This window comes from Ramlibacter paludis (assembly GCF_022012305.1).
GTDB classification, from domain to species: Bacteria; Pseudomonadota; Gammaproteobacteria; order Burkholderiales; family Burkholderiaceae_C; genus Ramlibacter; species Ramlibacter paludis.
In genome coordinates this window covers 332,049-351,920 of record NZ_JAKLTM010000004.1, presented here as the reverse complement: position 1 = coordinate 351,920, position 19,872 = coordinate 332,049, and the positions used below count along the sequence as shown (strand labels likewise).

Genomic DNA, 19,872 nt, shown 5'->3' with positions numbered 1-19,872 from the left:
TCATTCCCGCGGAGGCGGGAAACCAGGGGGCCCTGGGTCCCCGCCTGCGCGGGGATGACAAGGTTCAGTGATTGTCGCGCGGCACGAACGCCCCGCGCTTGCCCACCAGGAAGTCCAGGTCCACGCCTTCGTCGGCCTGCAGCACGTGGTCGACGTACAGCTTCCAGTAGCCGGATGCGAGCGGCGGCTTCGGCGCCTGCCAGGCGGCGAGACGGCGCGCCAGTTCCTCGTCGCTGATCTCCAGGTGCAGGCGGCGCTGCGGCACGTCCAGCTCGATGATGTCGCCGTTGCGCACCACCGCCAGCGGACCGCCGGCAGCCGCTTCCGGCGCCGTGTGCAGCACCACGGTGCCGTAGGCCGTGCCGCTCATGCGCGCGTCGCTGATGCGGACCATGTCGGTGATGCCCTTGCGCAGCACCTTGGGCGGCAGCGGCATGTTGCCCACTTCGGCCATGCCGGGATAGCCCTTGGGGCCGCAGTTCTTCAGCACCAGCACGCAATGTTCGTCGACGTCGAGGTTCTCGTCGTCGATGCGCTTGTGGAAGTCCTCGATGTCCTCGAACACCACGGCACGGCCGCGATGGACCATCAGCTCCGGCGTGGCGGCGCTCGGCTTGATCACGGCACCGCGTGGCGCCAGGTTGCCGCGCAGCACGGCGATGCCGGCCTTGTCCTTGAAGGGCGTGGCCAGCGGCTGGATCACTTCCTTGTTCCAGTTCTGCGCATCGGCGATGTTCTCGCCCATGGTCTTGCCGGTGGCGGTGAGCGCGCCCAGGTGCAGTTCGTGCTGGATCTCCTTCATCACCACCGGCAGGCCGCCGGCGTAGCAGAAGTCTTCCATCAGGTGCTTGCCCGATGGCTGCAGGTTGACCAGGCAAGGCAGCTCGCTCGCCAGCTTGTCGAAGTCCTCGATCGAGAGCTCGACGCCGATGCGGCGTGCGATCGCGATCAGGTGGATCACCGCGTTGGTGGAGCCGCCGATGGCGGCCAGCGTCTTGATGGCGTTCTCGAAGGCTTCGCGCGTGAGGATCTTCGACAGGTTGAGGTCGTTGTGAACCATGTCGACGATGCGCCGTCCGGCCATGCGGGCCAGCACGTTGCGGCGGCCGTCGACCGCGGGATAGGCGGCGTTGCCGGTCAGGCCGACGCCCAGCGCCTCCACCATGCTGGCCATCGTCGACGCCGTGCCCATGGTCATGCAGTGGCCGTGGCTGCGGTGCATGCAGCTCTCCGCCTCGAAGAAGTCCTGCAGCTTCAGCGTGCCGGCGCGCACCTGCTCGCTCATGCTCCACATGCCGGTGCCTGAGCCCAGTTCCTGGTCGCGCCACTTGCCATTGAGCATGGGACCGCCGGAGACGCCGATGGTCGGCAGGTCGACGCTCGACGCGCCCATCAACAGCGACGGCGTGGTCTTGTCGCAGCCCATGAGCAGCACGACGCCGTCGACCGGATTGCCCCGGATCGATTCCTCGACGTCCATGGACGCGAGGTTGCGATAAAGCATTGCGGTGGGGCGCAGCAGCGATTCGCCGAGCGACATCACCGGGAACTCCAGCGGGAAGCCGCCCGCTTCGTACACGCCGATCTTCACCTGCTCCGCCAGCGTGCGGAAGTGCGAGTTGCAGGGCGTGAGTTCGCTGAAGGTGTTGCAGATGCCGATGACCGGACGGCCGTCGAACTGGTCGTGCGGCACGCCCTTGCCCTTGACCCAGCTGCGGTACGCGAAGCCGTCGCGGTCCTGCCGGCCGAACCACTGCTGGCTGCGCAACTGGGAGGGCTTTTTCTTCTTGGGCGTGGCGTCGGTCATAGGGTAAGTCCGGAAGGTTTAAACATATTATGTTCATACGATTGTGGCGCAACTCTCCGTACAAACCATGAGCGCTCCTGACCGTCCCGCCGTGCTGACGGTGGCGAACCTGCCGCCCTTCTACCTCGAGCCGCTGCGCCGGCACTTCACCGTGTACGAGCGACTGCACGAGACCGATCCGCAGGCGTTCGCGAAGGTCGCGCCCACCATCCGCGGCATCACCGGCGGCGGCGAGTCGCAGGTGCCGCGCGAGCTGATGGACAAGCTGCCCGCACTCGGCATCGTCTCCATCATGGGCGTGGGCTACGACAAGGTCGACGTGCCCGCGGCCATCGCGCGCAAGGTGCCGGTGACGCACACGCCCGACGTGCTGAACGACGAAGTGGCGGACCTCGCGCTCGGCCTCATGCTGTCGGTGGCGCGCAAGATCCCGCAGGCGGACCGCTACGTGCGCGCGGGGCACTGGGCCGGGAAGGGCAACATGCCGCTCGCACGCAAGATGTCGGGTGCGCGCCTGGGCATCGTGGGCCTGGGACGCATCGGCAAGGCGATCGCCAAACGCGCCGAAGGCTTCGGCATGTCCATCGCCTACACGGGGCGCAGCCAGCAGGCCGGCGTGGGCTATCCCTACCACCCGAGCGCGAAAGCGCTGGCGAGCGAGGTCGACTTCCTGGTGGTGATCACGCCCGGCGGCGAATTCACGCGCCGCATGATCGACCGGGAAGTGCTGCAGGCGCTCGGTCCGCGTGGCTATCTGATCAACGTGGCGCGCGGCACGGTCGTCGACGAAGCCGCGCTCATCGAAGCCTTGCAGCAAGGCACCATCGCCGGCGCCGGCCTCGATGTGTTCGAGGACGAGCCGCGCGTGCCGCAGGCCTTGCGCGACCTCGACAACGTGGTGCTCACTCCGCACATGGCCAGCGCCACCCACGAAACGCGCCAGGCGATGGCCGACCTCGCGCTGGCCAACCTCCTTGCGCACTTTGCCGGCGAGCCCTTGAAAAGCCCGGTTCCAGAGTGCCGCGCGCGCTGAGGGTAAGTCCCGAGACCTGCCCAAGTTTTAATCATCATATGATAAGAATGGAAGGCCTCGCGAGGCTTTGCCGACCCTTTCGCAACCAATGAAAAGCACAGGAGACAAGGCATGAAACTGAGGACCGTACTGGCCGCCACGCTGGCTGCCGCGGGCGTGATGGCCGCCGTGCCGGCGGCCGCCCAGGAAACGCTGACCGTGTGGTGGGTCAAGGGCTTCTACAAGGCCGAGGACGACGCGCTGTTCGCCGCCATCAAGAAGTACGAGGCGAAGCACAAGGGCGTGAAGGTCGAGCTCTCGCAGTACCCGATCCAGGACATGATCCCGAAGACCGTCGCAGCGCTGGACTCCGGCAGCCCGCCCGACGTCGCCTATGCGGACGTCTATGACTTCCAGGTCACCGCCAAGTGGGCCTTCGACGACAAGCTGGAAGACATCTCCAGCGTCATCAGCCCGATGACCGCGCGCTTCGAGCCGGTCGCGCTGTCGACCACCTTCCTCTACGACGACAAGGCGCAGAAGCGCGCCTACTACGCCTTCCCCATCAAGCAGCAGACCATGCACATCCAGTACTGGAAGGACATGCTGGCCGATGCGGGCTTCAAGGAAAGCGACATCCCCAAGGGCTGGAAGGACTACTGGAGCTTCTGGTGCGACAAGGTGCAGCCGGCCTACCGCCAGAAGACCGGCAAGCGCGGTTTCGGCATCGGCCAGCCGCTGGGCGTGGACTCGAGCGATTCGTTCTTCTCGTTCCTGACCTTCATGGACGCGTACAACGTCAAGCTGGTCAACGACTCCGGCAAGCTGCTGGTGGATGACCCCACCGTGCGCACGGGCCTGATCAACGCGCTGACCGACTACACCGCGCCCTACACCAAGGGCTGCGCGCCGCCGTCGGCCACCAGCTGGAAGGACCCGGACAACAACGTCGCCTTCCACAACAAGACGACGGTGCTCACGCACAACGCCACGATCTCGATCGCGGCCAAGTGGCTCGACGACATGAACAACGCTTCGCTCACCGACGCGCAGCGCGCCGAAGCGAAGAAGAACTACACCGAGCTGATCGCCACCGGCGCCTTCCCGGACAAGCCGGACGGCACCAAGATGAAGTACCGCGCGGCGGTCAAGACCGGCGTGATCTTCAAGAACGCCAAGAACATGAAGCGCGCGAAGGAATTCGTGGGCTTCCTGCTGCAGGAAGAGAACCTCACGCCCTACGTCGAAGGCTCGCTCGGCCGCTGGTTCCCGGTGACCAAGGCCGGCCAGCAGAGCGCGTTCTGGAAGAACGACCCGCACCGCCTCACGGTCTACAACCAGTTCATGGCCGGCACGAGCACGTTCGAATTCACCAAGAACTACAAGTTTACGGTGCTGAACAACGAGAACGTGTGGGCGAAAGCGGCGAACCGCGTGCTGAACGAGAAGGTGCCGGTCGACAAGGCCGTGGACGAGATGATCGCGCGCATCAAGACGGTCGCCGGCTCCGGCCAGTAAGCGCAACAGCCTCCCGGCCATGAGCACGATCCTCGCGCACACCGAAGAACTGCCGGCGGCGGCGCCGCCGAAGTCCCGCGCCAGCAGCACCTGGGACAACTGGGGGCGCCTGCTGGTGCTGCCCTACCTGCTGGTGTTCGCGGTGTTCGTGCTCTACCCGGTCTGCTACGGGCTCTGGCTGGCGCGGCATCCCGTCAGCTACGAGCACCTCTTTGCCGACCCGATCTTCTTCCGCACGGCGGTCAACACGCTGGTCTTCCTGGTGGTGGCGATCAACATCAAGATGATGATCGCGCTGCTGCTTTCCGGATTCTTCCTGCACACCCGCTGGTGGATCAAGGTGCTCTCGGTGCTGTTCATCCTGCCCTGGGCGGTGCCTTCGATCCCCACCATTCTTTCGGTCCGCTTCATGCTCAATCCCGAGTGGGGCGTGATCAATTCGCTGATCTTCCGCTTCACCGGCATGGACGGCCCCAACTGGCTCAACGAGCCGGCCCTGGCCCTGTCCTTCTCCATGGTGATGCACGTCTGGAAGTCATTGCCCTTCTGGACGCTGATCCTGCTGGCCGGCCGCATGGCGATCCCGGCCGAGCAGTACGAAGCGGCGGCCGTCGACGGCGCGACCACCTGGCAGAAGTTCAAGTTCATCACCTGGCCGTCGATGCGCACGCTGTACCTGACGTCCACCATCCTGTCGATGATCTGGACGCTGGGCGACTTCAACAGCGTCTACCTGCTCACCGGCGGCGGCCCGGCCGACCTCACGCACGTGCTGGCGACGCTGGGCATCCGCTACCTGCGCCTCGACCAGGTGGACCTCGCCATGGCCTCGATCGTGGTGGCCTTGCCCGCGGTGCTGCCGCTGGTCTACTTCATGATGAAGAGGCTCTCGAAATGAAGCGCATCACCTGGCGCGACGTCACCACCGAGGCCAAGCTGCTGCTGATCGGCATCCCGGTGTTCATCTGGACGATGATCCCGATCTACCACCTGTTCCTGTTCTCGATCTCGAGCAAGGACCAGGCGACCTCGGGCCGCATCTGGCCGCAGAACCCCACGCTGCAGAACTTCCGGGTGGTCTTCAACCAGGAGCACCACTACCTGAACCACTTCTGGATCCAGATGTGGAACTCGGTGCTCATCGCGGTGACCGTGGGTGCCCTGACCCTGTTCGTCGCCACCTGCGCGGCCTTCGCCATCAGCCGGCTGAAGGTGCCGGGCGGCCGCACGGTGATGAACCTGGCGCTGTTCACGTACTTCATTCCCGCGGCCTTCCTTGCCGTGCCGATGTACAAGGCGATGGGCAACTACGGCCTGCTGAACAACCAGTGGGCACTGATCCTGGCGATGGTGACCATCGCGTCGCCCTATTGCATCTGGGTGCTGAAGCAGGCGTCCGACAAGCTGCCCTTCGAGCTCGACGAGGCCGCGCGCATGGACGGCGCCACGCCGATGCAGCTGTTCCGCCTGGTCTACCTGCCGCTGATGGTGCCCTCGCTGGTGGCGGTCGGCACCTACTCGCTGCTGCTCGCCTGGAACGAGTACCTCTACGCCTTCCTGCTGCTGTCCAACGACCGCAGCACCACGCTGGGCGTGGCGCTCGGCAGCTTCCTGTCGGCCGACGACTCGCCCTGGGAACTGCTGATGGCCACCGGCCTCATCTACGCGCTGCCGCCGGCGGCGATCTACTACGCCTTCAAGCGCTACATGGTCGGCGGCCTCACGGCCGGCGCCGTCAAGAGCTGACGTCCAGGGAATCACGCATGGCTTCCGTCTCCTTCCGCGGCATCGAGAAATCGTTCGGCAAGTTCAAGATCATCCACGGCATCAGCTTCGACATCGCCGACGGCGAGTTCGTGGTGCTGGTCGGGCCCTCGGGCTGCGGCAAGTCCACGCTGCTGCGCATGCTGGCCGGCCTGGAGCCGATCAGCGGCGGCCAGATCGACATCGACAACCGCGTGGTCAACGACCTGGACTCCAAGGACCGCGACATCGCGATGGTGTTCCAGAGCTACGCGCTCTATCCGCACATGACGGTGCGCGACAACATGGCCTTCAGCCTGAAGCTGCGCAAGGCGGACATGGGCGTGACCAACCAACGCGTCGACGATGCCGCGCGCATCCTCAACCTCACGCAGCTGCTCGACCGCTTCCCGCGCGAGCTCTCCGGCGGCCAGCGCCAGCGCGTCGCCATGGGACGCGCGATCGTGCGCGATCCCAAGGTCTTCCTGTTCGACGAGCCGCTGTCGAACCTGGACGCCAAGCTGCGCGTGGCGATGCGCGCCGAGATCAAGGCGCTGCACCAGCGGCTGAAGACCACCACCGTCTACGTCACGCACGACCAGATCGAAGCCATGACCATGGCCGACCGCATCGTGGTGATGCACGACGGCATCGTGGAGCAGATCGGCACGCCGCTCGAACTGTTCGACCGGCCGGGCAACCTGTTCGTCGCCCAGTTCATCGGCTCGCCTTCCATGAACGTGCTGCCCGGCACGCTGCGCATGCGGGACGGCCGCAGCTTCGTCGAGGCCGAGGGCCAGATGTGGCCCACGCAGAACCAGGCGCAGGGCAAGGACGGGCAGGCCGTGCAGTACGGCGTGCGTCCGACGGACATCCGCGTGTCGCTGACGGGCGAGGGCATTCCGGCCAAGGTGGTGGTGGTGGAACCCACCGGCGCCGAGACCGAACTGCTGGTGCGCGTCGGCGCGACCGACATGGTGATCGTCATGCATGGCCGCACGACGGCCAAGCCCGACGACACCGTGATGCTGGGCGTGGCGGAGGAAAAGACGCACGTGTTCGACGCCGCCGGCGGCCAGCGCCTCGACACCATCAACGCCACCGTCCAATGACCGCCTTCACCAAGGTCGTCCTCTTCACCGACAGCGACGGCCGCGCCCGCTTCCGGGAAGAGGCCGTGCCCCTGTCCGAAGGCACGCCGCAATCGATGCTGTCGAAGCTGGCGCCCTCGGGCGGCTACCAGCTGCGCGAGAGCCCGGTGGGTTTTCGCAGCCAGTTCCATTGCTCGCCGCATCCGCAGTGGGTGTTCATCCTGCGCGGCACCATGGTGATCGGCCTGCAGGACGGCAGCACGCGCAGCTTCGGCCCCGGCCAGCACTTCCACTCGGCCGACCTGCTGCCCGAAGGCGCGGCCTTCGATCCCAAGGTGCACGGGCACTGGAGCGCGCAGGCCGGCAGCGAGCCGCTGCAGACGCTGTTCGTGCGCGGTTGAACCGCACCCAATGATCAAGAACGTCCACGGCAACACGGTCGACCATCTCGGGGAAGCCATCCTCGCCGGCCGTTATCCGCCGGGCAGTTCGATCCCGCCCGAGCCGATGCTGTGCGAGGAACTGGGCGTGAGCCGCACCGTGGTGCGGGAAGCCGTGAAGTCGCTCATCGCCAAGGGCCTGGTGAGCAGCGGACCCAAGGTCGGCACCCGCGTGCTGCCGGCGGAGCAGTGGAACTGGTTCGACCCCGACGTGATCGTGTGGCAGTCCAAGGCGGGCTTGACCGCGGAGTTCCTGCGCGACCTGCAGGACCTGCGCCGCGTGGTGGAACCCGCCGCGGTGCGCATGGCGGCCGAACGCGCCACGCCGGAAGACATCGCGGAGATCGAAGCCGCCTTCGAGGGCATGCGCAAGGCGGTGGAAGAGGGCGGCGACTACGTGACGAGCGACCTGCGCTTCCACCAGGGCCTGCTGCGGGCCTGCCGCAACCGCATGATCGTGCAGATGAGCAAGGCGCTGGGCGCGCTGCTGCGCACCAGTTTCGAGATCTCCACCAGCCGCAAGGACGGGCCGCGCAACTCGCTGCCGCTGCACCGCGCGGTGCTCGACGCGGTCATCGCGCACGAGCCCGCCCGCGCCGAAAAGGCGGTCCTGGTCCTGATCGACGGCGCGCGCGACGACATCGAGCTGGTGCTGGCCAGCCGCAAGCGCCTGCCCCGGCTGAACGAACCGGTAAGAATGCTCAGGTCTTACTGAATTCGATAGGGCGCCTATAAGGATTTAGGCGGCGCCCCTTAGAACTTCCAAGTTAAAATTCCCTGGAAATCGAACGATCGTTCGCCCCTGAGGGCGGCGCGCGACGTTCACGCGGCGGCGCTCACGATCGGCAGCGCCCGCCATCCGCATTGACCTGGCATCGCACGTGTTGAACTCCCCTGCCTCGCAGCCGGCGGTCGAGGAAGACCTTCCCTCGCTCTGGCTGGGCGCCTCTTCGCTGATCGACCTGGAAGACCCCAAGCTGCGCTTGCGGGTGCGCGCGCTCACGCAGCTTTCCAAGACCGAGCGCGAGAAGGCCCTGGCGGTGTACGGCTTCGTCAAGCGCATGCCCTTGACCAAGCGGGTGAAGCTGCGCCTGCGCACCGCGCGCGAGGTGATCGATTCCGGGCACGGCGATGCCACCGACAAGGCCACGCTGCTGGTGGCGATGCTGCGCGCCGCCGGCATCCCGGCGCGCCTGCGCTACGTGCTGGTGAGCGGCGACATCCTGCGCGGGCTGACGACCCGGGTGCGCAAGGCGGCGCGCCCGCTGGCGGAGATCTGGCTGCACGGCCGCTGGCTGCGCACCGACACCTACATCTTCGACGCCGCCTACATGGCGGCTGCGCGCCAGCGGCTGAAGGAGCGGGGTTGGGATTACGGCTTCGGCGTCCACGTCGGCGGTGCCATGCTGTGGGACGGCTACGAGCACTCCTTCGTCGGCGGCCGCGCCACCCACGAGGACCCGATGGTGCTGGACGACCTGGGCGTGTACCAGGACCCGGGGGAGTTCGTCGATTCGCACGCCTACCGCGCGCTGCGCAGCCGCTTCGCGCGGCTGCTGCACTGGAACGTGCTGGCGCCGGCCATGCAGCGCGGCATCAGCCGCCTGCGCGATTCCCGGCCCAAGGGCGCGCCCGCCCGGGGACCGCGCCGCCTTTCCTGAGCCCAGGCTCCTAGGCGCCGCGCTGCATCACGCCTGAAGACAGCACCAGCCGGCCGCGCGACTGCGGCACGTGCCGCAACAGCGCGCCGGCCACGTCCTGGGCGGCAATGGAACGGTAGTTGGCGGGGATCAGCGGCTTGAGCCACTGGCTCACGCGCAGCGCGAGCTTCTCGCCGCCGCGCACGGGCTGGCCGAGGGATTCGCGGTCGCCGGCCAGGAAGGACGGCCGGGCGATCACCAGGCCTTCGAAGCCCATCGCGCCCAGCGCTTCCTCGAGCTCGCCCTTGACGCGGTTGTAGAAGATGCGGGAGCGGGCGTCGGCGCCCATCGCGCTCACCACGCCCGCATGGCGCGCGCCGGCGGCGCGGGCCGCCCGGGCGACGGCGTAGTTGGCGTCGAAATCGACGGCGCGAAAGGCCGGCTGGCTGCCGGCCACCTTGATGGTGGTGCCGAGGGCGAGGTAGACCTCGTCCAGCGGCGGCAGCGCCTTCAGCGCCGCCGGGTCGGAAAATTCGACTTGGTGGAAATGCAGCTTGGCGTGTTGCAGCTGCGGGGCGCGGCGGCCCAGGACATGGACCGCCGCTATGCCGTCATCGGCCAAAAGTCCTTGGAGGATTGCCCTGCCCACGAGACCCGTAGCCCCCGCCACCGCCACGGTTCGGGCGCCCGCCCCCGCCGCCGCCGCGGCGTCCGTTCTTGGCCATGCTGTCGACACTGGTGCGGAGCGGATCGGGTTGTCCATCGGTGCTTCGTTGAACCGGTTCCCTCACGACGAAGGGGCTGCGGCTATTGTGCGCTCCTTCGCGGGGTTGCTGCTCGTCGTCGCGGCGCGGCTGCGGCGGACGCTGCGAAGCGCCATTGCCGTTGCCGTTGCCATTGCGGTGGCCGTTGCCGCCGGCGCCATTCTGCTGGCGCGGCGGACGCGCCTGGGCGCCTTCGCCTTGCGGCTGCTGGCGGCGGCCATTGCCGCCACCACCATTGCCGCCACCGTTGGCGCCGCGGGCCTGCTGGCCGTCGCCATTGCGCTGGCCCTGGCCATTGCCGCCGCGGCCGCCACGGCCGGAGCCGCCGGACTTTTCCTTGTTCTCGCGGATGCGCTGCATCATCTCGCTGCGCGCGGCCTTCGCCGCGGCATTGAGCACGTCGCGCGAAGGCGGACGGCCCTTGCCGCCCCACAGGACCTGGCGGCCCATGGCGATGGGCTCGGCCTGCTCGCCGGCTTCGGGGCCGAAGCCCGGCACTTCCTGCACGGCGATCTGCTGCTTGGTGAAGCGCTCGATCTCCTGCATGAAGCCTTCCTCGTCCAGGCACACCAGGCTGACGGCGGCGCCGTCGTTGCCCGCGCGGCCGGTGCGGCCGATGCGGTGCACGTAGTCTTCCGGCACGTTGGGGATCTCGTAGTTCACCACGTGCGGCAGTTCGTCGATGTCGATGCCGCGGGCGGCGATGTCGGTCGCCACCAGGGCGCGGATGTCGCCGCTCTTGAAGCCGGCCAGCGCCTGCGTGCGCGCGGTCTGGCTCTTGTTGCCGTGCAGCGCCATCGCGCTGATGCCGTGCTTGGCCAGGTACTCGGCGACGTTGTTGGCGCCGAACTTGGTGCGCGTGAACACCAGCACCTGCGACCAGTTGTGCTCCTTGATCACGTGCGCCAGCAGTTCCTTCTTCTTGCCGCGGCCCACCGGGTGCACCACCTGGGTGATGCGCTGCACGGTGGTGTTGCGCGGCGTGACCTGGATGCTCTGCGGGTTCTTCAGCAGGGTGTGGGCCAGGTCGCGGATCTCGTCGCTGAAGGTGGCCGAGAACAGCAGGCTCTGCTTGTCCCTGGGCACCAGCGCCAGGATCTTCTTCACGTCGGGCAGGAAGCCCATGTCCAGCATGCGGTCGGCTTCGTCGAGCACCAGCATTTCCACGGTGGACAGGTCCAGGTGGCCCTGCTGCTGCAGGTCGAGCAGGCGGCCCGGCGTCGCCACCAGGATGTCGACGCCCTTCTTGATGCGGTCGATCTGCGGGTTCATGCCCACGCCGCCGAAGATCACCGTGGAGGTGAGCGGCAGGTACTTGCCGTAGGTGCGGATGGACTCTTCCACCTGCGCGGCGAGTTCGCGCGTGGGGGTGAGCACCAGGGCGGCAACGCCGTCCTTGCCGAACTTGTTGGTCTTGACCTGGCCCTTGGTGAGCTTGTGCAGCATCGGCAGCGTGAACGCAGCCGTCTTGCCGGTGCCGGTCTGGGCGCCGGCGAGGAGGTCGTGGCCCTCGAGCACGGCGGGAATCGCCTGGGCCTGGATCGGGGTGGGGGTTTCGTAGCCTTGCTCGTGCACGGCCTTCAGGATGGCCGGGGCGAGATTCAGTTCATCAAAAGTCATTAAGTGGATAAGCGCCTTCCCGGGCGCTGGGGCATCGGCCGTTCCGGGCAAAGAGCAGCCGGATCCAGTGGAGGCAGATGAAGGTTTTGGTGGCGGGAGCCAGCGGACGCGCCATTTTCTTGGGTGGCGGACCAGCTTCGTCCCCAGCGGAAACGCTGAGCTTGCGGGCAACTGGAGCGTCGCAAGAGCCCCTATTGTCGCATGGATCGGCCGGACGTGCCGAACCGTGTCAGCGCGCTGCCACAGCGTGCCGCTCGCCCCCGCTACGCGGCCGTACGGCGGCGGAAAATGTTGACACCGCGCGCCCAGTCCCATAATGGGCCGTAACCCATAAGACCCATGGCCACCTCGAAGATGAAGCTCCGGGTGGGCGTCTCCGACGATCCCACCGCCTTGCAGCCGACGCTGAACGACTGCCTGGCCGCCATGCTGCAACAGGCGGAGCCGCTGTTCCTGGGCGTCCTGCAGGGCCTGGAGCAGGGCGCCGTGGCCGCGGGGGCCCGCCGCATCCAGTCCTTCCAGCGCGCCGACATCAAGCAGACCGTGCAGGGCCTCAACGAGAAGTCGGCCGCGGTCAGCGCCAGCTTCGTCAAGGAACTCACCCGCCTCGTCTATGAAGGCGGCGGCAAGGACCAGCAGCCCACCGAGACGCTGCGCTTCCAGGACCTGCAGCTGTTCGAGGACGAGGATCTCGACCAGAGCATCGAAGTGGCGCGGGCCCAGCAGGAGGTGGCGCATTCGGTCGACGATGCCCTGCCGCCGCTGGATGCGCTGGTCAGCACGATGCTGGGCTGGCGCACCATCCAGCCGGGCCTGAATCCGATCCGGCCCGACGTCTTCGTGCGCGCGCTGCAGGCCACCCTGGCCGAACACGTGCCCGACGGGCAGGTCCGCGAAGTGCTGATCGTGCCCGCCGCCGGCCTGCTGGGCGTGAACCTGCGCCGCCTGTACCGCGAACTGGCCGACTGGCTGCGCTCCACCGGGGTCGAGCCCGCCGTGCCGCTGGGTGGCCGCATCAACAAGGCGACCGGCGCCAGTGGCGCGCCCGTGACGGACACCGCCGCCAAGACCCTGCTGACCCTGGACCGCCTGCGCAAGCTGCTCACGGGCGATTTCGACCAGCCGAAGAAGGCCGACTTCATGCACACCGTGCCGGCGTCGATGTCGATGCTGCAGGAACTGAAGAAGGCCGACGAGCTCGTCAAGCGGCTGGAGCAAAGGCCCAAGCCCGCGGCGGCGCCGGCCCAGCCGGTGGACATGCTGGCCGAGATGGCCGCCCCGCCCAAGGAGTCGCCACGCATCGGCCAGCAGCTGGGCGAAGAAGTCGTGCGGCTCATGTTCGACAACCTGGGCGACGACCGCCGCCTGCTGCCGCAGCTGAAGAAGCAGCTCAAGAAGTTCGAGCCGGCCGTGCATCGGCTGACCGAGCAGGATTCGCGCTTCTTCAGCGACCGCAACCATCCGGCGCGGCAGCTGCTCGATCGCATCACGCAGCGCAGCCTGGCCTTCAGCTCCGAGCAGGACCCGGGCTGGGCCCGCTTCGAAGCCACGCTCGACAAGACCAGCCGCTGGCTCACCAGCAAGGTGATCGACGCCGACACCTTCGGCGAAATGCTGGACGAGCTGGAAAACGAATGGTCCGGCCAGGACGTGGGCGCCAAGCAGCGCCGCGAGGAGGCCGCCCGGGCGCTGCTGCACGCCGAGCAGCGCAACCTGCTGGCCCAGAAGCTCGCCGCCGATTTCGCGCAGATGCTGCAGGGCCTCGACGTCGCCGACTTCATCGGCGACTTCCTGAAGAACGCCTGGGCGCAGGTCGTGGCCGAGGCGCAGCTCAGTTGCGCCGACGGCTCGTCCGACCCCTTCGGCTACCGCCAGCTGGTGGAAGACCTGATCTGGAGCGTGCAGAAGAGCGCCGCGCAGAAGGGCCGCGCGCGCCGGCTGGTGCAGATGATCCCGGGCCTGCTGCAGCGCCTGCGCGAGGGCCTGCAGGGCATCGGCTATCCGCCGGAGCTGACGCAGCGCTTCTTCGACCACCTGATCACCCTGCACCGCGCCGCCGTGCAGGACGGCCGCGACGTGCCGGAGGCCAAGGCCGCGCGCGAGGCGGCCGATTCGGTCTGGGCGGAAGAGTCGCAGTTCAGCGACAGCGCGCAGGACGAGATCCAGATGTGGCTGGACGAGAACGAGGCACAGGAGTCCGGTTACGTCGACTCCGGCCCCGACATGGAAACCGAGCGCGTCGCCTCGCCCGAGGCGGTGCAGCAGGAGGCCGAGCAGGCCGCGGCCGAAGAAGCGCGGGCGCGGCAGGCGGCTGCGCACGCTGCCGCGGCGGCCGCAGCGGCTGAAGCCGAGGCTGCAGCGGCCGCGGCCGCCGCCCCGCCCGACGACTTCCCGCAGGGCGACGTGGAGGTGGTGGAACTCTCGGAAGCCGAGCCGCTGCCGGACCTGCCGCGCGACGACCTGCGCATCGGCACCTGGGCCGAGATCGAGATCAAGGGCCAGTGGGTGCGCGCCCAGCTCACCTGGTGCAGCCCGCACTCGACCCTCTTCATGTTCACCTCGATCGGCGGCGCCGCGCACTCGATGTCCCGCCGCACGCTCGACAAGCTGCGCGGCAACGGCCAGCTGAAGGTGGTGGCCGACCGGCCGGTGGTCGACGAGGCGCTCGACCAGGTCGCGCAGGCGGCGCTCAAGAACTCGATCGACAAGAAGCGCTGAGTGCCCGCGGGCGGCCGTGCCGCCCCGAGGTCATTTCGTCATGCGGGATAATCCCCCCATGGCTCAATACGTGTACACAATGAACCGCGTCGGCAAGATCGTGCCGCCGAAGCGGCAGATCCTGAAGGACATCTCGCTGTCCTTCTTCCCCGGCGCCAAGATCGGCGTGCTGGGCCTGAACGGCTCGGGCAAGTCGACGCTCCTGAAGATCATGGCCGGCATCGACACCGAGATCGAAGGGGAAGCGATCCCCATGCCCGGCATCAAGATCGGCTACCTGCCCCAGGAGCCGCAGCTCGACCCCGAGCACACCGTGCGCGAATCCGTCGAAAGCGGCATGGGCGAGGTCAAGCAGGCCAAGGCGCGGCTGGAGGAAATCTACGCCGCCTACGCCGAACCCGACGCCGACTTCGACAAGCTCTCCGAAGAGCAGGGCCGGCTGGAGGCGATCATCGCCGCCGCCGGCGCCGAAGGCGATGGCGAGCACCTGCTGGAGATCGCCGCCGACGCGCTGCGGCTGCCGCCCTGGGAGGCGGTGATCAAGAACCTGTCGGGTGGCGAGAAGCGCCGCGTGGCGCTGTGCCGCCTGCTGCTGTCCAAGCCCGACATGCTGCTGCTCGACGAACCCACCAACCACCTGGACGCCGAATCGGTCGAGTGGCTGGAGCAGTTCCTGGCGCGCTTCCCGGGCACCGTGGTCGGCATCACCCACGACCGCTACTTCCTGGACAACGCCGCCGAATGGATCCTGGAGCTGGACCGCGGCCGCGGCATTCCCTACAAGGGCAACTACTCGACCTGGCTGGAGCAGAAGGAAGCGCGCCTGGAGAGCGAGCAGCGCACCGAGGACGCCCGCACCAAGGCCATGAAGAAGGAACTGGAGTGGGCGCGCTCCAACCCGAAGGGCCGCCAGGCCAAGAGCAAGGCGCGCCTGGCCCGCTTCGAGGAACTGTCGGACTACGAATACCAGAAGCGCAACGAGACCAACGAGATCTTCATCCCGGTGGGCGACCGCCTGGGCCATGAAGTGATCGAGTTCGTGAACGTCAGCAAGTCCTTCGGCGACCGCGTCCTGATCGACAACCTGAGCTTCAAGGTGCCGGCCGGCGCCATCGTCGGCATCATCGGCCCCAACGGCGCCGGCAAGTCGACGCTCTTCAAGATGATCGCCGGCAAGGAAAAGCCGGACGCGGGCGAGGTGAAGATCGGCAAGACCGTGCAGATGGCCTTCGTCGACCAGCACCGCGACGAGCTGGCCAACGACAAGACCGTGTGGGAGGACGTCTCCGGCGGCCTCGACATGATCAACATCGGCAAGTTCACGATGGCCAGCCGCGCCTATTGCGGCCGCTTCAACTTCAACGGCAGCGACCAGCAGAAGAAGGTCGGCATGCTGTCCGGCGGCGAGCGCGGCCGGCTGCACCTGGCCAAGACCCTGCTGCAGGGCGGCAACGTGCTGCTGCTGGACGAGCCGTCCAACGACCTGGACGTGGAAACCCTGCGCGCGCTGGAAGACGCCCTGCTGGAATTCGCGGGCAGCGTGATGGTGATCAGCCACGACCGCTGGTTCCTCGACCGCATCGCCACGCACATCCTGGCGGCCGAAGATGAAGGCAAATGGGTCTTCTACGACGGCAATTACCAGGAATACGAGGCCGACAAGAAGAAGCGCCTGGGCGAGGAAGGTGCAAGACCCCACCGCGTCAGGTATAAAGCGCTGAAGTAAGCCCATCCGCAGGATGGGCGTGCTTCAGCGTCCCCGCGCAGGCGGGGACCCAGCACGGACGACCGTCGAGGAGAGGCAGCCGCCATGAGCGGCACGCAACCCCAGTACCAGGCGCTCTACCGCGCCTGCATCAAGGAGGCGGCCGCCAAAGGTGCGACCCTGATGCAGGCCACGCTGCGGCGTGCGCTTGCCGAGCTGCCGGCGCAGGCCGAAGCCATCAGCGACGTGGTGGAGCGCAACCTGCTGCTGGACGCGCTGGCGGTGGCGCGCGAGCAGCAGCAGGCCCTGGCCGAGGCCTATCCGCAGGCGCTGCTGGCCGAATTCGCGCAGGCCATTGCCGGTGACCGCGCCACCCCCCTGAGTTTCGACAGCCTGCCGCTCCTGGTCGACGAGCAGTTGCAGGAGAACGTGCACGTGATGCGCGCCGGCGAAGCGCTGGCGCAGTCCGTGCAGGCGCAGCTCGCGCCGTTCGAAACCTTGCTGGCCGCGGCCCGGCTGGCGCCCGCCGGCGGCGTCCAGCGCCATCCGCTGCGTCCCGAGATCTACGTGCGCGCCTTGCACCGGCTGGCGCGCCAGAGCCCCGTCTCGGCCATCGTGCGTCGGCGCTGGCTGCGCTACCTGCCGCTGGCGATGGCGCCCGAGCTCGCGCAGGGCTACGAGCAGCTGGCCGCGACACTGGCGGCACAGGGCGTGGTCGCCGCCCCGCCGGCGCCTCCCGGCCCGCCGGCCCCGGGCGAGGACCGCGAGACGCAGATCACCATCCGCGAACTGCAGAAGCTGCTGGCCGGCGACGCGGCGCCGATGCCGGCCATCGAAGCCGGCGAGCCGCCGCCGCCCGACTTCTCGCAGACCGTTCCGGCGGCGCTCACGGCCCTGCAGGACATGCGCAAGGTCGACCAGCTGCTGCTGCAGTTGCGCCAGCGCCAGGCCGCGATGCCGGACAGCGCGGCCGGCAGCCGGGCCGACTTCCGCGCCGCGGTCCATCGCGAAGCACGCACGCCGGCGCAAGCCCTCGGACTCGAGGTCGTGCGCCTGATGGTGGAGAACCTGGCCGACGATCCGCGCCTGCTGCCGCCGGTGCAGGAGGCGGTGCGCGATCTCGAACCTGCGCTGCTGCGGCTGGCCCTGGCGGACCCGCGCTTCTTCAGCGACCGCGAGCATCCGGCCCGCCAGCTGCTCGAGGAGGCCACGCAGCGCAGCCTGGCCTGGAGCGACACGCGCGCGCCGGGGTTTCGCGAGTTCCTCGAGGGCCTGCTGCAGGCGGTGGAGGTGCTGCTGGAAACCCGCGCCGCCGGCGCCGAGCCTTTCGAAGTGGCGCTGGAGGCCCTGCACGAGGCCTGGGACGATGCGCAGCCGCGCGCGCGCCGCGGTGGCCGTGAGAAGGCGGTGCGTGCGCTGGTGCGGGCGGAGCAGCGCAACCTGCTGGCCGACCGCATCGCGCGCCAGTTGCGGCAGCGGCCCGATGCCCTGGACGTGCCCCCAGAGGCGCTGGCCTTCCTCGCCGGCCCCTGGGCGCAGGTGATGGCGCAGGCGCGGCTGCGTGACGACACCGGCGCCGACGATCCCGGCGGCTGGAGCAGCGTCGTGCAAGGCGTGTTGTGGAGCGTGCAGCCGGCGCTCTGCGGCCGCGCCGGCGCGCAGCCCGGCCAGCTCGCCGGCCGCATCGAAGCCGGGCTCGCGAGCATCGACCATCCGGCCGGCGAGACCGCGCGCTGGCAGGCCCTGCTGCGCAAGCTGCGCGTGCAGGCGCAGTTCAAGGCGGCCGGCGCCGAGCCGCACGCGTCGGAACCGGCGCCCTTGCCGCCCGGTGTCGACACCTGGCTGGCGCCGCTGGAGATGCACGACTCGGGCTTCGTGCCGGAGCTGCGCACGCCTTCCGGCTGGGACCGCCCGGAGCCGGAAACGCTGCCGCCGGTGGAACTGCGGCCCGGCACCTGGGTGGACGTGCTGGGCGAAGGCTGGGAGCGCTGGCAGCTCACCTGGGCCAGCCCGCACGGCCTGCTGTTCCTGTTCGCGCAGGGCAACGGCGCGAGCCGTTCGATGACGCGGCGGCGCCTGCAGGAGATGCTGGCCGAAGGCTCGCTCAGGCTGGTGGCGACGCAGGCAGTCGTCGATGGCGCGCTCGATGCGGTCGTGCGCGCCGCCTGGAAGAACAGTCTGTAGTCACGCCTGCCAGACGCCGTAGCCCTTCTCGCGCAGCGCGATCCCCAGCTCCACTTCCATCTCCACCGCCGCCTGGTAGGGCATCGGGTTGTACACCGCATAGAGAGCGGGCAGCAGCCGCACGCCGTGGTCGCGCACGAAGTTGTTGGCCTGGATGCCGGCCTTGTGCTTGTCGAAGCGCACGTCCGGATCGAGGCCCGTCATGCCGACATAGACGAAAGGCATGCCGAGCCGGTAGTCGGGATTGCAGCGGCGAAAGCGCGCGTTGTTCCACACGGCGTCGCCCAGTTCCACCACGTACACGTGGTAGTGCAGGGAGGCGCGCTTGCGGGCCACGTCAGGCGGCGCGCCAGCTTCCGGCGATGCGCACTTCGCTGCGGATCGAATTGGCGATGAAGCAGCGCTCGTGGGCGGCATGGTGCAGGCGGTCCACCGACGCATCGTCGGGCAGGCGTTCCCCGGAGAAGGCGATGTCCGGATGCAGCACGACTTCGGTCATGCCCTGGCGGCCATCGCTCATCGTGCCGAGCGTGCCCTCGGCGGCGTCGAGATAACGATCGACACGGAATCCCTCCTGCGCCGCGAGTGAGAGGAACCACAGCATGTGGCAGCTCGAGACCGCAGCGACGAAGGCTTCTTCCGGATCGACGGCCGCGGGATCGGACCAGGGCAGCTTCACCGAGTGCGGCGAGCTGGACCCCGGCACCACCGCGCCGCCATCGAAGCGCCACGCATGCGCACGGCTGTAGCGCTGGTCGAGGAAGGAGGCGTCGCCGCGCTCCCAGCTCACGGTGCAGGTGTGGCGCGACATCGCGTCTCCTTCTTCAGGCCCTGGCCAGCGCGAGCAGCGCGCTGCGCTCCGTTTCCGCCAGGTGCGTTGCCAGCAGCTTGCACGCGGCGGCGGCATCGCGCCTGCGCACGGCGCGAATCAACGCGTGGTGTTCGTCGTACCAGCCTTGCGTGCGTGTGGTGGGCTTCATCCGCGCGTAGTAGAAGCGGTCGACCTGGTGCCGCAGCCTGCGCACGATGGCCATCGTTTCGGGGCGGTCCGCCGGCGCGTACAGCGCCTCGTGGAATTCGCGGTCGCCGGCGATCCAGTCGGCCACCCGGCCGGCCTTGTCGAGCGCAGCCTGCACCGTGTCGAGCCGGTTGAGGCTCGCCGCATCGTGCAAGGGAACCGCATCGGCCAGCAGGTCGCATTCGAGCAGCCGGCGCAAGCGGAACAGTTCGCGCAGGTTCGCTTCACTCAAGGTGCGCACGTAGACGCCCTTGTTCGGCACCACTTGCACCAATCCTTCGGCCTGCAACTGGAAGAAGGCCTCGCGCACGGGAACGCGGCTCACGCCCAATTCGGCCGCGATGTCCTCTTGCCGCAAGACGGTGCCGGGCGACCAGCGGCCGTGATCGAGCGACTGCCTCAGCAGCTGGATGACGGCGGCGGACGTGGTCTGGGGAATGGCTGAGGCATGCATGCGGAAACGATTTATACACGTATACAAGTTGAGCCACAAGCGCGAGGCGTGAATATTCACGCCTCCGCCATGCATGGTTCCGAGGTGTCCCTGTCGGCACGCTGACGCGCTGCCTCAGCTGCAGGAACCGCCGCAGCCCGCGTGTCGGCTCGCTTTCC

17 protein-coding genes are annotated in these 19,872 nt (G+C 68.2%); 11 read left to right on the top strand and 6 right to left on the bottom strand.

The features are described 5' to 3' along the window. Positions 1–64 precede the first annotated feature (64 nt). Positions 65–1,807, bottom strand: coding sequence for an IlvD/Edd family dehydratase (locus tag LZ009_RS15365; RefSeq protein WP_275698827.1), 1,743 nt, complete (start codon positions 1,805–1,807; stop codon positions 65–67). A gap of 67 nt (positions 1,808–1,874) precedes the next feature. On the opposite strand from LZ009_RS15365, the gene LZ009_RS15360 reads away from it, so the two are divergent. The 8 genes from LZ009_RS15360 (at position 1,875) to LZ009_RS15325 (ending at position 9,272) form a co-directional block, all read left to right on the top strand. Continuing rightward, positions 1,875–2,840 carry a 2-hydroxyacid dehydrogenase gene (locus LZ009_RS15360; RefSeq protein ID WP_275698826.1) on the top strand — a complete coding sequence of 322 codons (966 nt, stop codon included), beginning with the start codon at positions 1,875–1,877 and terminating at the stop codon, positions 2,838–2,840. Between the two features lie 111 nt (positions 2,841–2,951). Next, on the top strand, positions 2,952–4,337 hold the full coding sequence (locus LZ009_RS15355; RefSeq protein ID WP_275698825.1) for an ABC transporter substrate-binding protein: 1,386 nt from the start codon (positions 2,952–2,954) through the stop codon (positions 4,335–4,337). 19 nt (positions 4,338–4,356) lie between these two features. After that, positions 4,357–5,235, top strand: a complete 879-nt coding sequence (locus tag LZ009_RS15350) for a carbohydrate ABC transporter permease (RefSeq protein WP_275698824.1) — start codon at positions 4,357–4,359, stop codon at positions 5,233–5,235. Then, positions 5,232–6,083 carry a carbohydrate ABC transporter permease gene (locus LZ009_RS15345; protein WP_275698823.1) on the top strand — a complete coding sequence of 284 codons (852 nt, stop codon included), beginning with the start codon at positions 5,232–5,234 and terminating at the stop codon, positions 6,081–6,083. Before LZ009_RS15350 ends, LZ009_RS15345 begins: the two co-directional genes overlap by 4 nt. A gap of 17 nt (positions 6,084–6,100) precedes the next feature. After that, entirely contained in the window at positions 6,101–7,192 is a 1,092-nt protein-coding gene (locus tag LZ009_RS15340; protein ID WP_275698822.1) for an ABC transporter ATP-binding protein, read from the top strand. Continuing rightward, complete coding sequence (locus tag LZ009_RS15335; protein ID WP_275698821.1) at positions 7,189–7,572, top strand: cupin domain-containing protein; 384 nt, start codon at positions 7,189–7,191, stop codon at positions 7,570–7,572. The genes LZ009_RS15340 and LZ009_RS15335 overlap by 4 nt, the downstream gene beginning before the upstream one ends. A 10-nt stretch (positions 7,573–7,582) precedes the next feature. Continuing rightward, entirely contained in the window at positions 7,583–8,326 is a 744-nt protein-coding gene (locus LZ009_RS15330) for a FadR/GntR family transcriptional regulator (RefSeq protein WP_275698820.1), read from the top strand. 169 nt (positions 8,327–8,495) lie between these two features. Further along, positions 8,496–9,272, top strand: a complete 777-nt coding sequence (locus tag LZ009_RS15325; RefSeq protein WP_275698819.1) for a transglutaminase-like domain-containing protein — start codon at positions 8,496–8,498, stop codon at positions 9,270–9,272. Positions 9,273–9,282: 10 nt separating this feature from the next. Here the strand turns inward: LZ009_RS15325 and LZ009_RS15320 are convergent, their stop codons facing one another. Both LZ009_RS15320 and LZ009_RS15315 read right to left on the bottom strand, forming a co-directional pair. Further along, positions 9,283–9,873, bottom strand: coding sequence for a Rossmann-fold NAD(P)-binding domain-containing protein (locus LZ009_RS15320; protein WP_275698818.1), 591 nt, complete (start codon positions 9,871–9,873; stop codon positions 9,283–9,285). Further along, the gene (locus LZ009_RS15315) at positions 9,863–11,635 is read right to left on the bottom strand and encodes a DEAD/DEAH box helicase (RefSeq protein ID WP_275698817.1); all 1,773 of its coding nucleotides are present in this window, start codon (positions 11,633–11,635) and stop codon (positions 9,863–9,865) included. Before LZ009_RS15315 ends, LZ009_RS15320 begins: the two co-directional genes overlap by 11 nt. Positions 11,636–11,974: 339 nt before the next feature. Between LZ009_RS15315 and LZ009_RS15310 the strand changes: the two genes are divergently transcribed. The 3 genes from LZ009_RS15310 (at position 11,975) to LZ009_RS15300 (ending at position 18,242) form a co-directional block, all read left to right on the top strand. Next, entirely contained in the window at positions 11,975–14,353 is a 2,379-nt protein-coding gene (locus tag LZ009_RS15310) for a DUF1631 family protein (RefSeq protein ID WP_275698816.1), read from the top strand. 58 nt (positions 14,354–14,411) lie between these two features. Continuing rightward, complete coding sequence (ettA, locus tag LZ009_RS15305) at positions 14,412–16,079, top strand: energy-dependent translational throttle protein EttA (RefSeq protein WP_275698815.1); 1,668 nt, start codon at positions 14,412–14,414, stop codon at positions 16,077–16,079. Positions 16,080–16,163: 84 nt separating this feature from the next. Next, entirely contained in the window at positions 16,164–18,242 is a 2,079-nt protein-coding gene (locus LZ009_RS15300) for a DUF1631 family protein (RefSeq protein WP_275698814.1), read from the top strand. Here the strand turns inward: LZ009_RS15300 and LZ009_RS15295 are convergent, their stop codons facing one another. Genes LZ009_RS15295 through LZ009_RS15285 form a run of 3 tightly spaced genes read right to left on the bottom strand, consistent with a single transcriptional unit; the run spans position 18,243 to position 19,714 of the window. Continuing rightward, positions 18,243–18,578, bottom strand: a complete 336-nt coding sequence (locus LZ009_RS15295; protein ID WP_275698813.1) for a hypothetical protein — start codon at positions 18,576–18,578, stop codon at positions 18,243–18,245. A 1-nt stretch (position 18,579) separates the two neighbouring features. After that, a complete protein-coding gene (locus tag LZ009_RS15290; RefSeq protein WP_275698812.1) occupies positions 18,580–19,053 on the bottom strand; it encodes an OsmC family protein in 474 nt (157 codons plus the stop codon). 13 nt (positions 19,054–19,066) lie between these two features. Beyond that, a complete protein-coding gene (locus LZ009_RS15285) occupies positions 19,067–19,714 on the bottom strand; it encodes a GntR family transcriptional regulator (RefSeq protein ID WP_275698811.1) in 648 nt (215 codons plus the stop codon). Positions 19,715–19,872 lie beyond the last annotated feature (158 nt).

What these genes read in the sequence shown, in the direction of transcription:
- LZ009_RS15300 (WP_275698814.1), top strand. Translation starts at nt 16,164, where the DNA reads ATGAGCGGCACGCAACCCCAGTACCAGGCGCTCTACCGCGCCTGCATC.
- LZ009_RS15335 (WP_275698821.1), top strand. Translation starts at nt 7,189, where the DNA reads ATGACCGCCTTCACCAAGGTCGTCCTCTTCACCGACAGCGACGGCCGC.
- LZ009_RS15340 (WP_275698822.1), top strand. Translation starts at nt 6,101, where the DNA reads ATGGCTTCCGTCTCCTTCCGCGGCATCGAGAAATCGTTCGGCAAGTTC.
- LZ009_RS15330 (WP_275698820.1), top strand. Translation starts at nt 7,583, where the DNA reads ATGATCAAGAACGTCCACGGCAACACGGTCGACCATCTCGGGGAAGCC.
- LZ009_RS15365 (WP_275698827.1), bottom strand. Translation starts at nt 1,807, where the DNA reads ATGACCGACGCCACGCCCAAGAAGAAAAAGCCCTCCCAGTTGCGCAGC.
- LZ009_RS15355 (WP_275698825.1), top strand. Translation starts at nt 2,952, where the DNA reads ATGAAACTGAGGACCGTACTGGCCGCCACGCTGGCTGCCGCGGGCGTG.
- LZ009_RS15290 (WP_275698812.1), bottom strand. Translation starts at nt 19,053, where the DNA reads ATGTCGCGCCACACCTGCACCGTGAGCTGGGAGCGCGGCGACGCCTCC.
- LZ009_RS15360 (WP_275698826.1), top strand. Translation starts at nt 1,875, where the DNA reads ATGAGCGCTCCTGACCGTCCCGCCGTGCTGACGGTGGCGAACCTGCCG.
- LZ009_RS15310 (WP_275698816.1), top strand. Translation starts at nt 11,975, where the DNA reads ATGGCCACCTCGAAGATGAAGCTCCGGGTGGGCGTCTCCGACGATCCC.
- LZ009_RS15285 (WP_275698811.1), bottom strand. Translation starts at nt 19,714, where the DNA reads ATGCATGCCTCAGCCATTCCCCAGACCACGTCCGCCGCCGTCATCCAG.
- ettA (WP_275698815.1), top strand. Translation starts at nt 14,412, where the DNA reads ATGGCTCAATACGTGTACACAATGAACCGCGTCGGCAAGATCGTGCCG.
- LZ009_RS15350 (WP_275698824.1), top strand. Translation starts at nt 4,357, where the DNA reads ATGAGCACGATCCTCGCGCACACCGAAGAACTGCCGGCGGCGGCGCCG.
- LZ009_RS15345 (WP_275698823.1), top strand. Translation starts at nt 5,232, where the DNA reads ATGAAGCGCATCACCTGGCGCGACGTCACCACCGAGGCCAAGCTGCTG.
- LZ009_RS15315 (WP_275698817.1), bottom strand. Translation starts at nt 11,635, where the DNA reads ATGACTTTTGATGAACTGAATCTCGCCCCGGCCATCCTGAAGGCCGTG.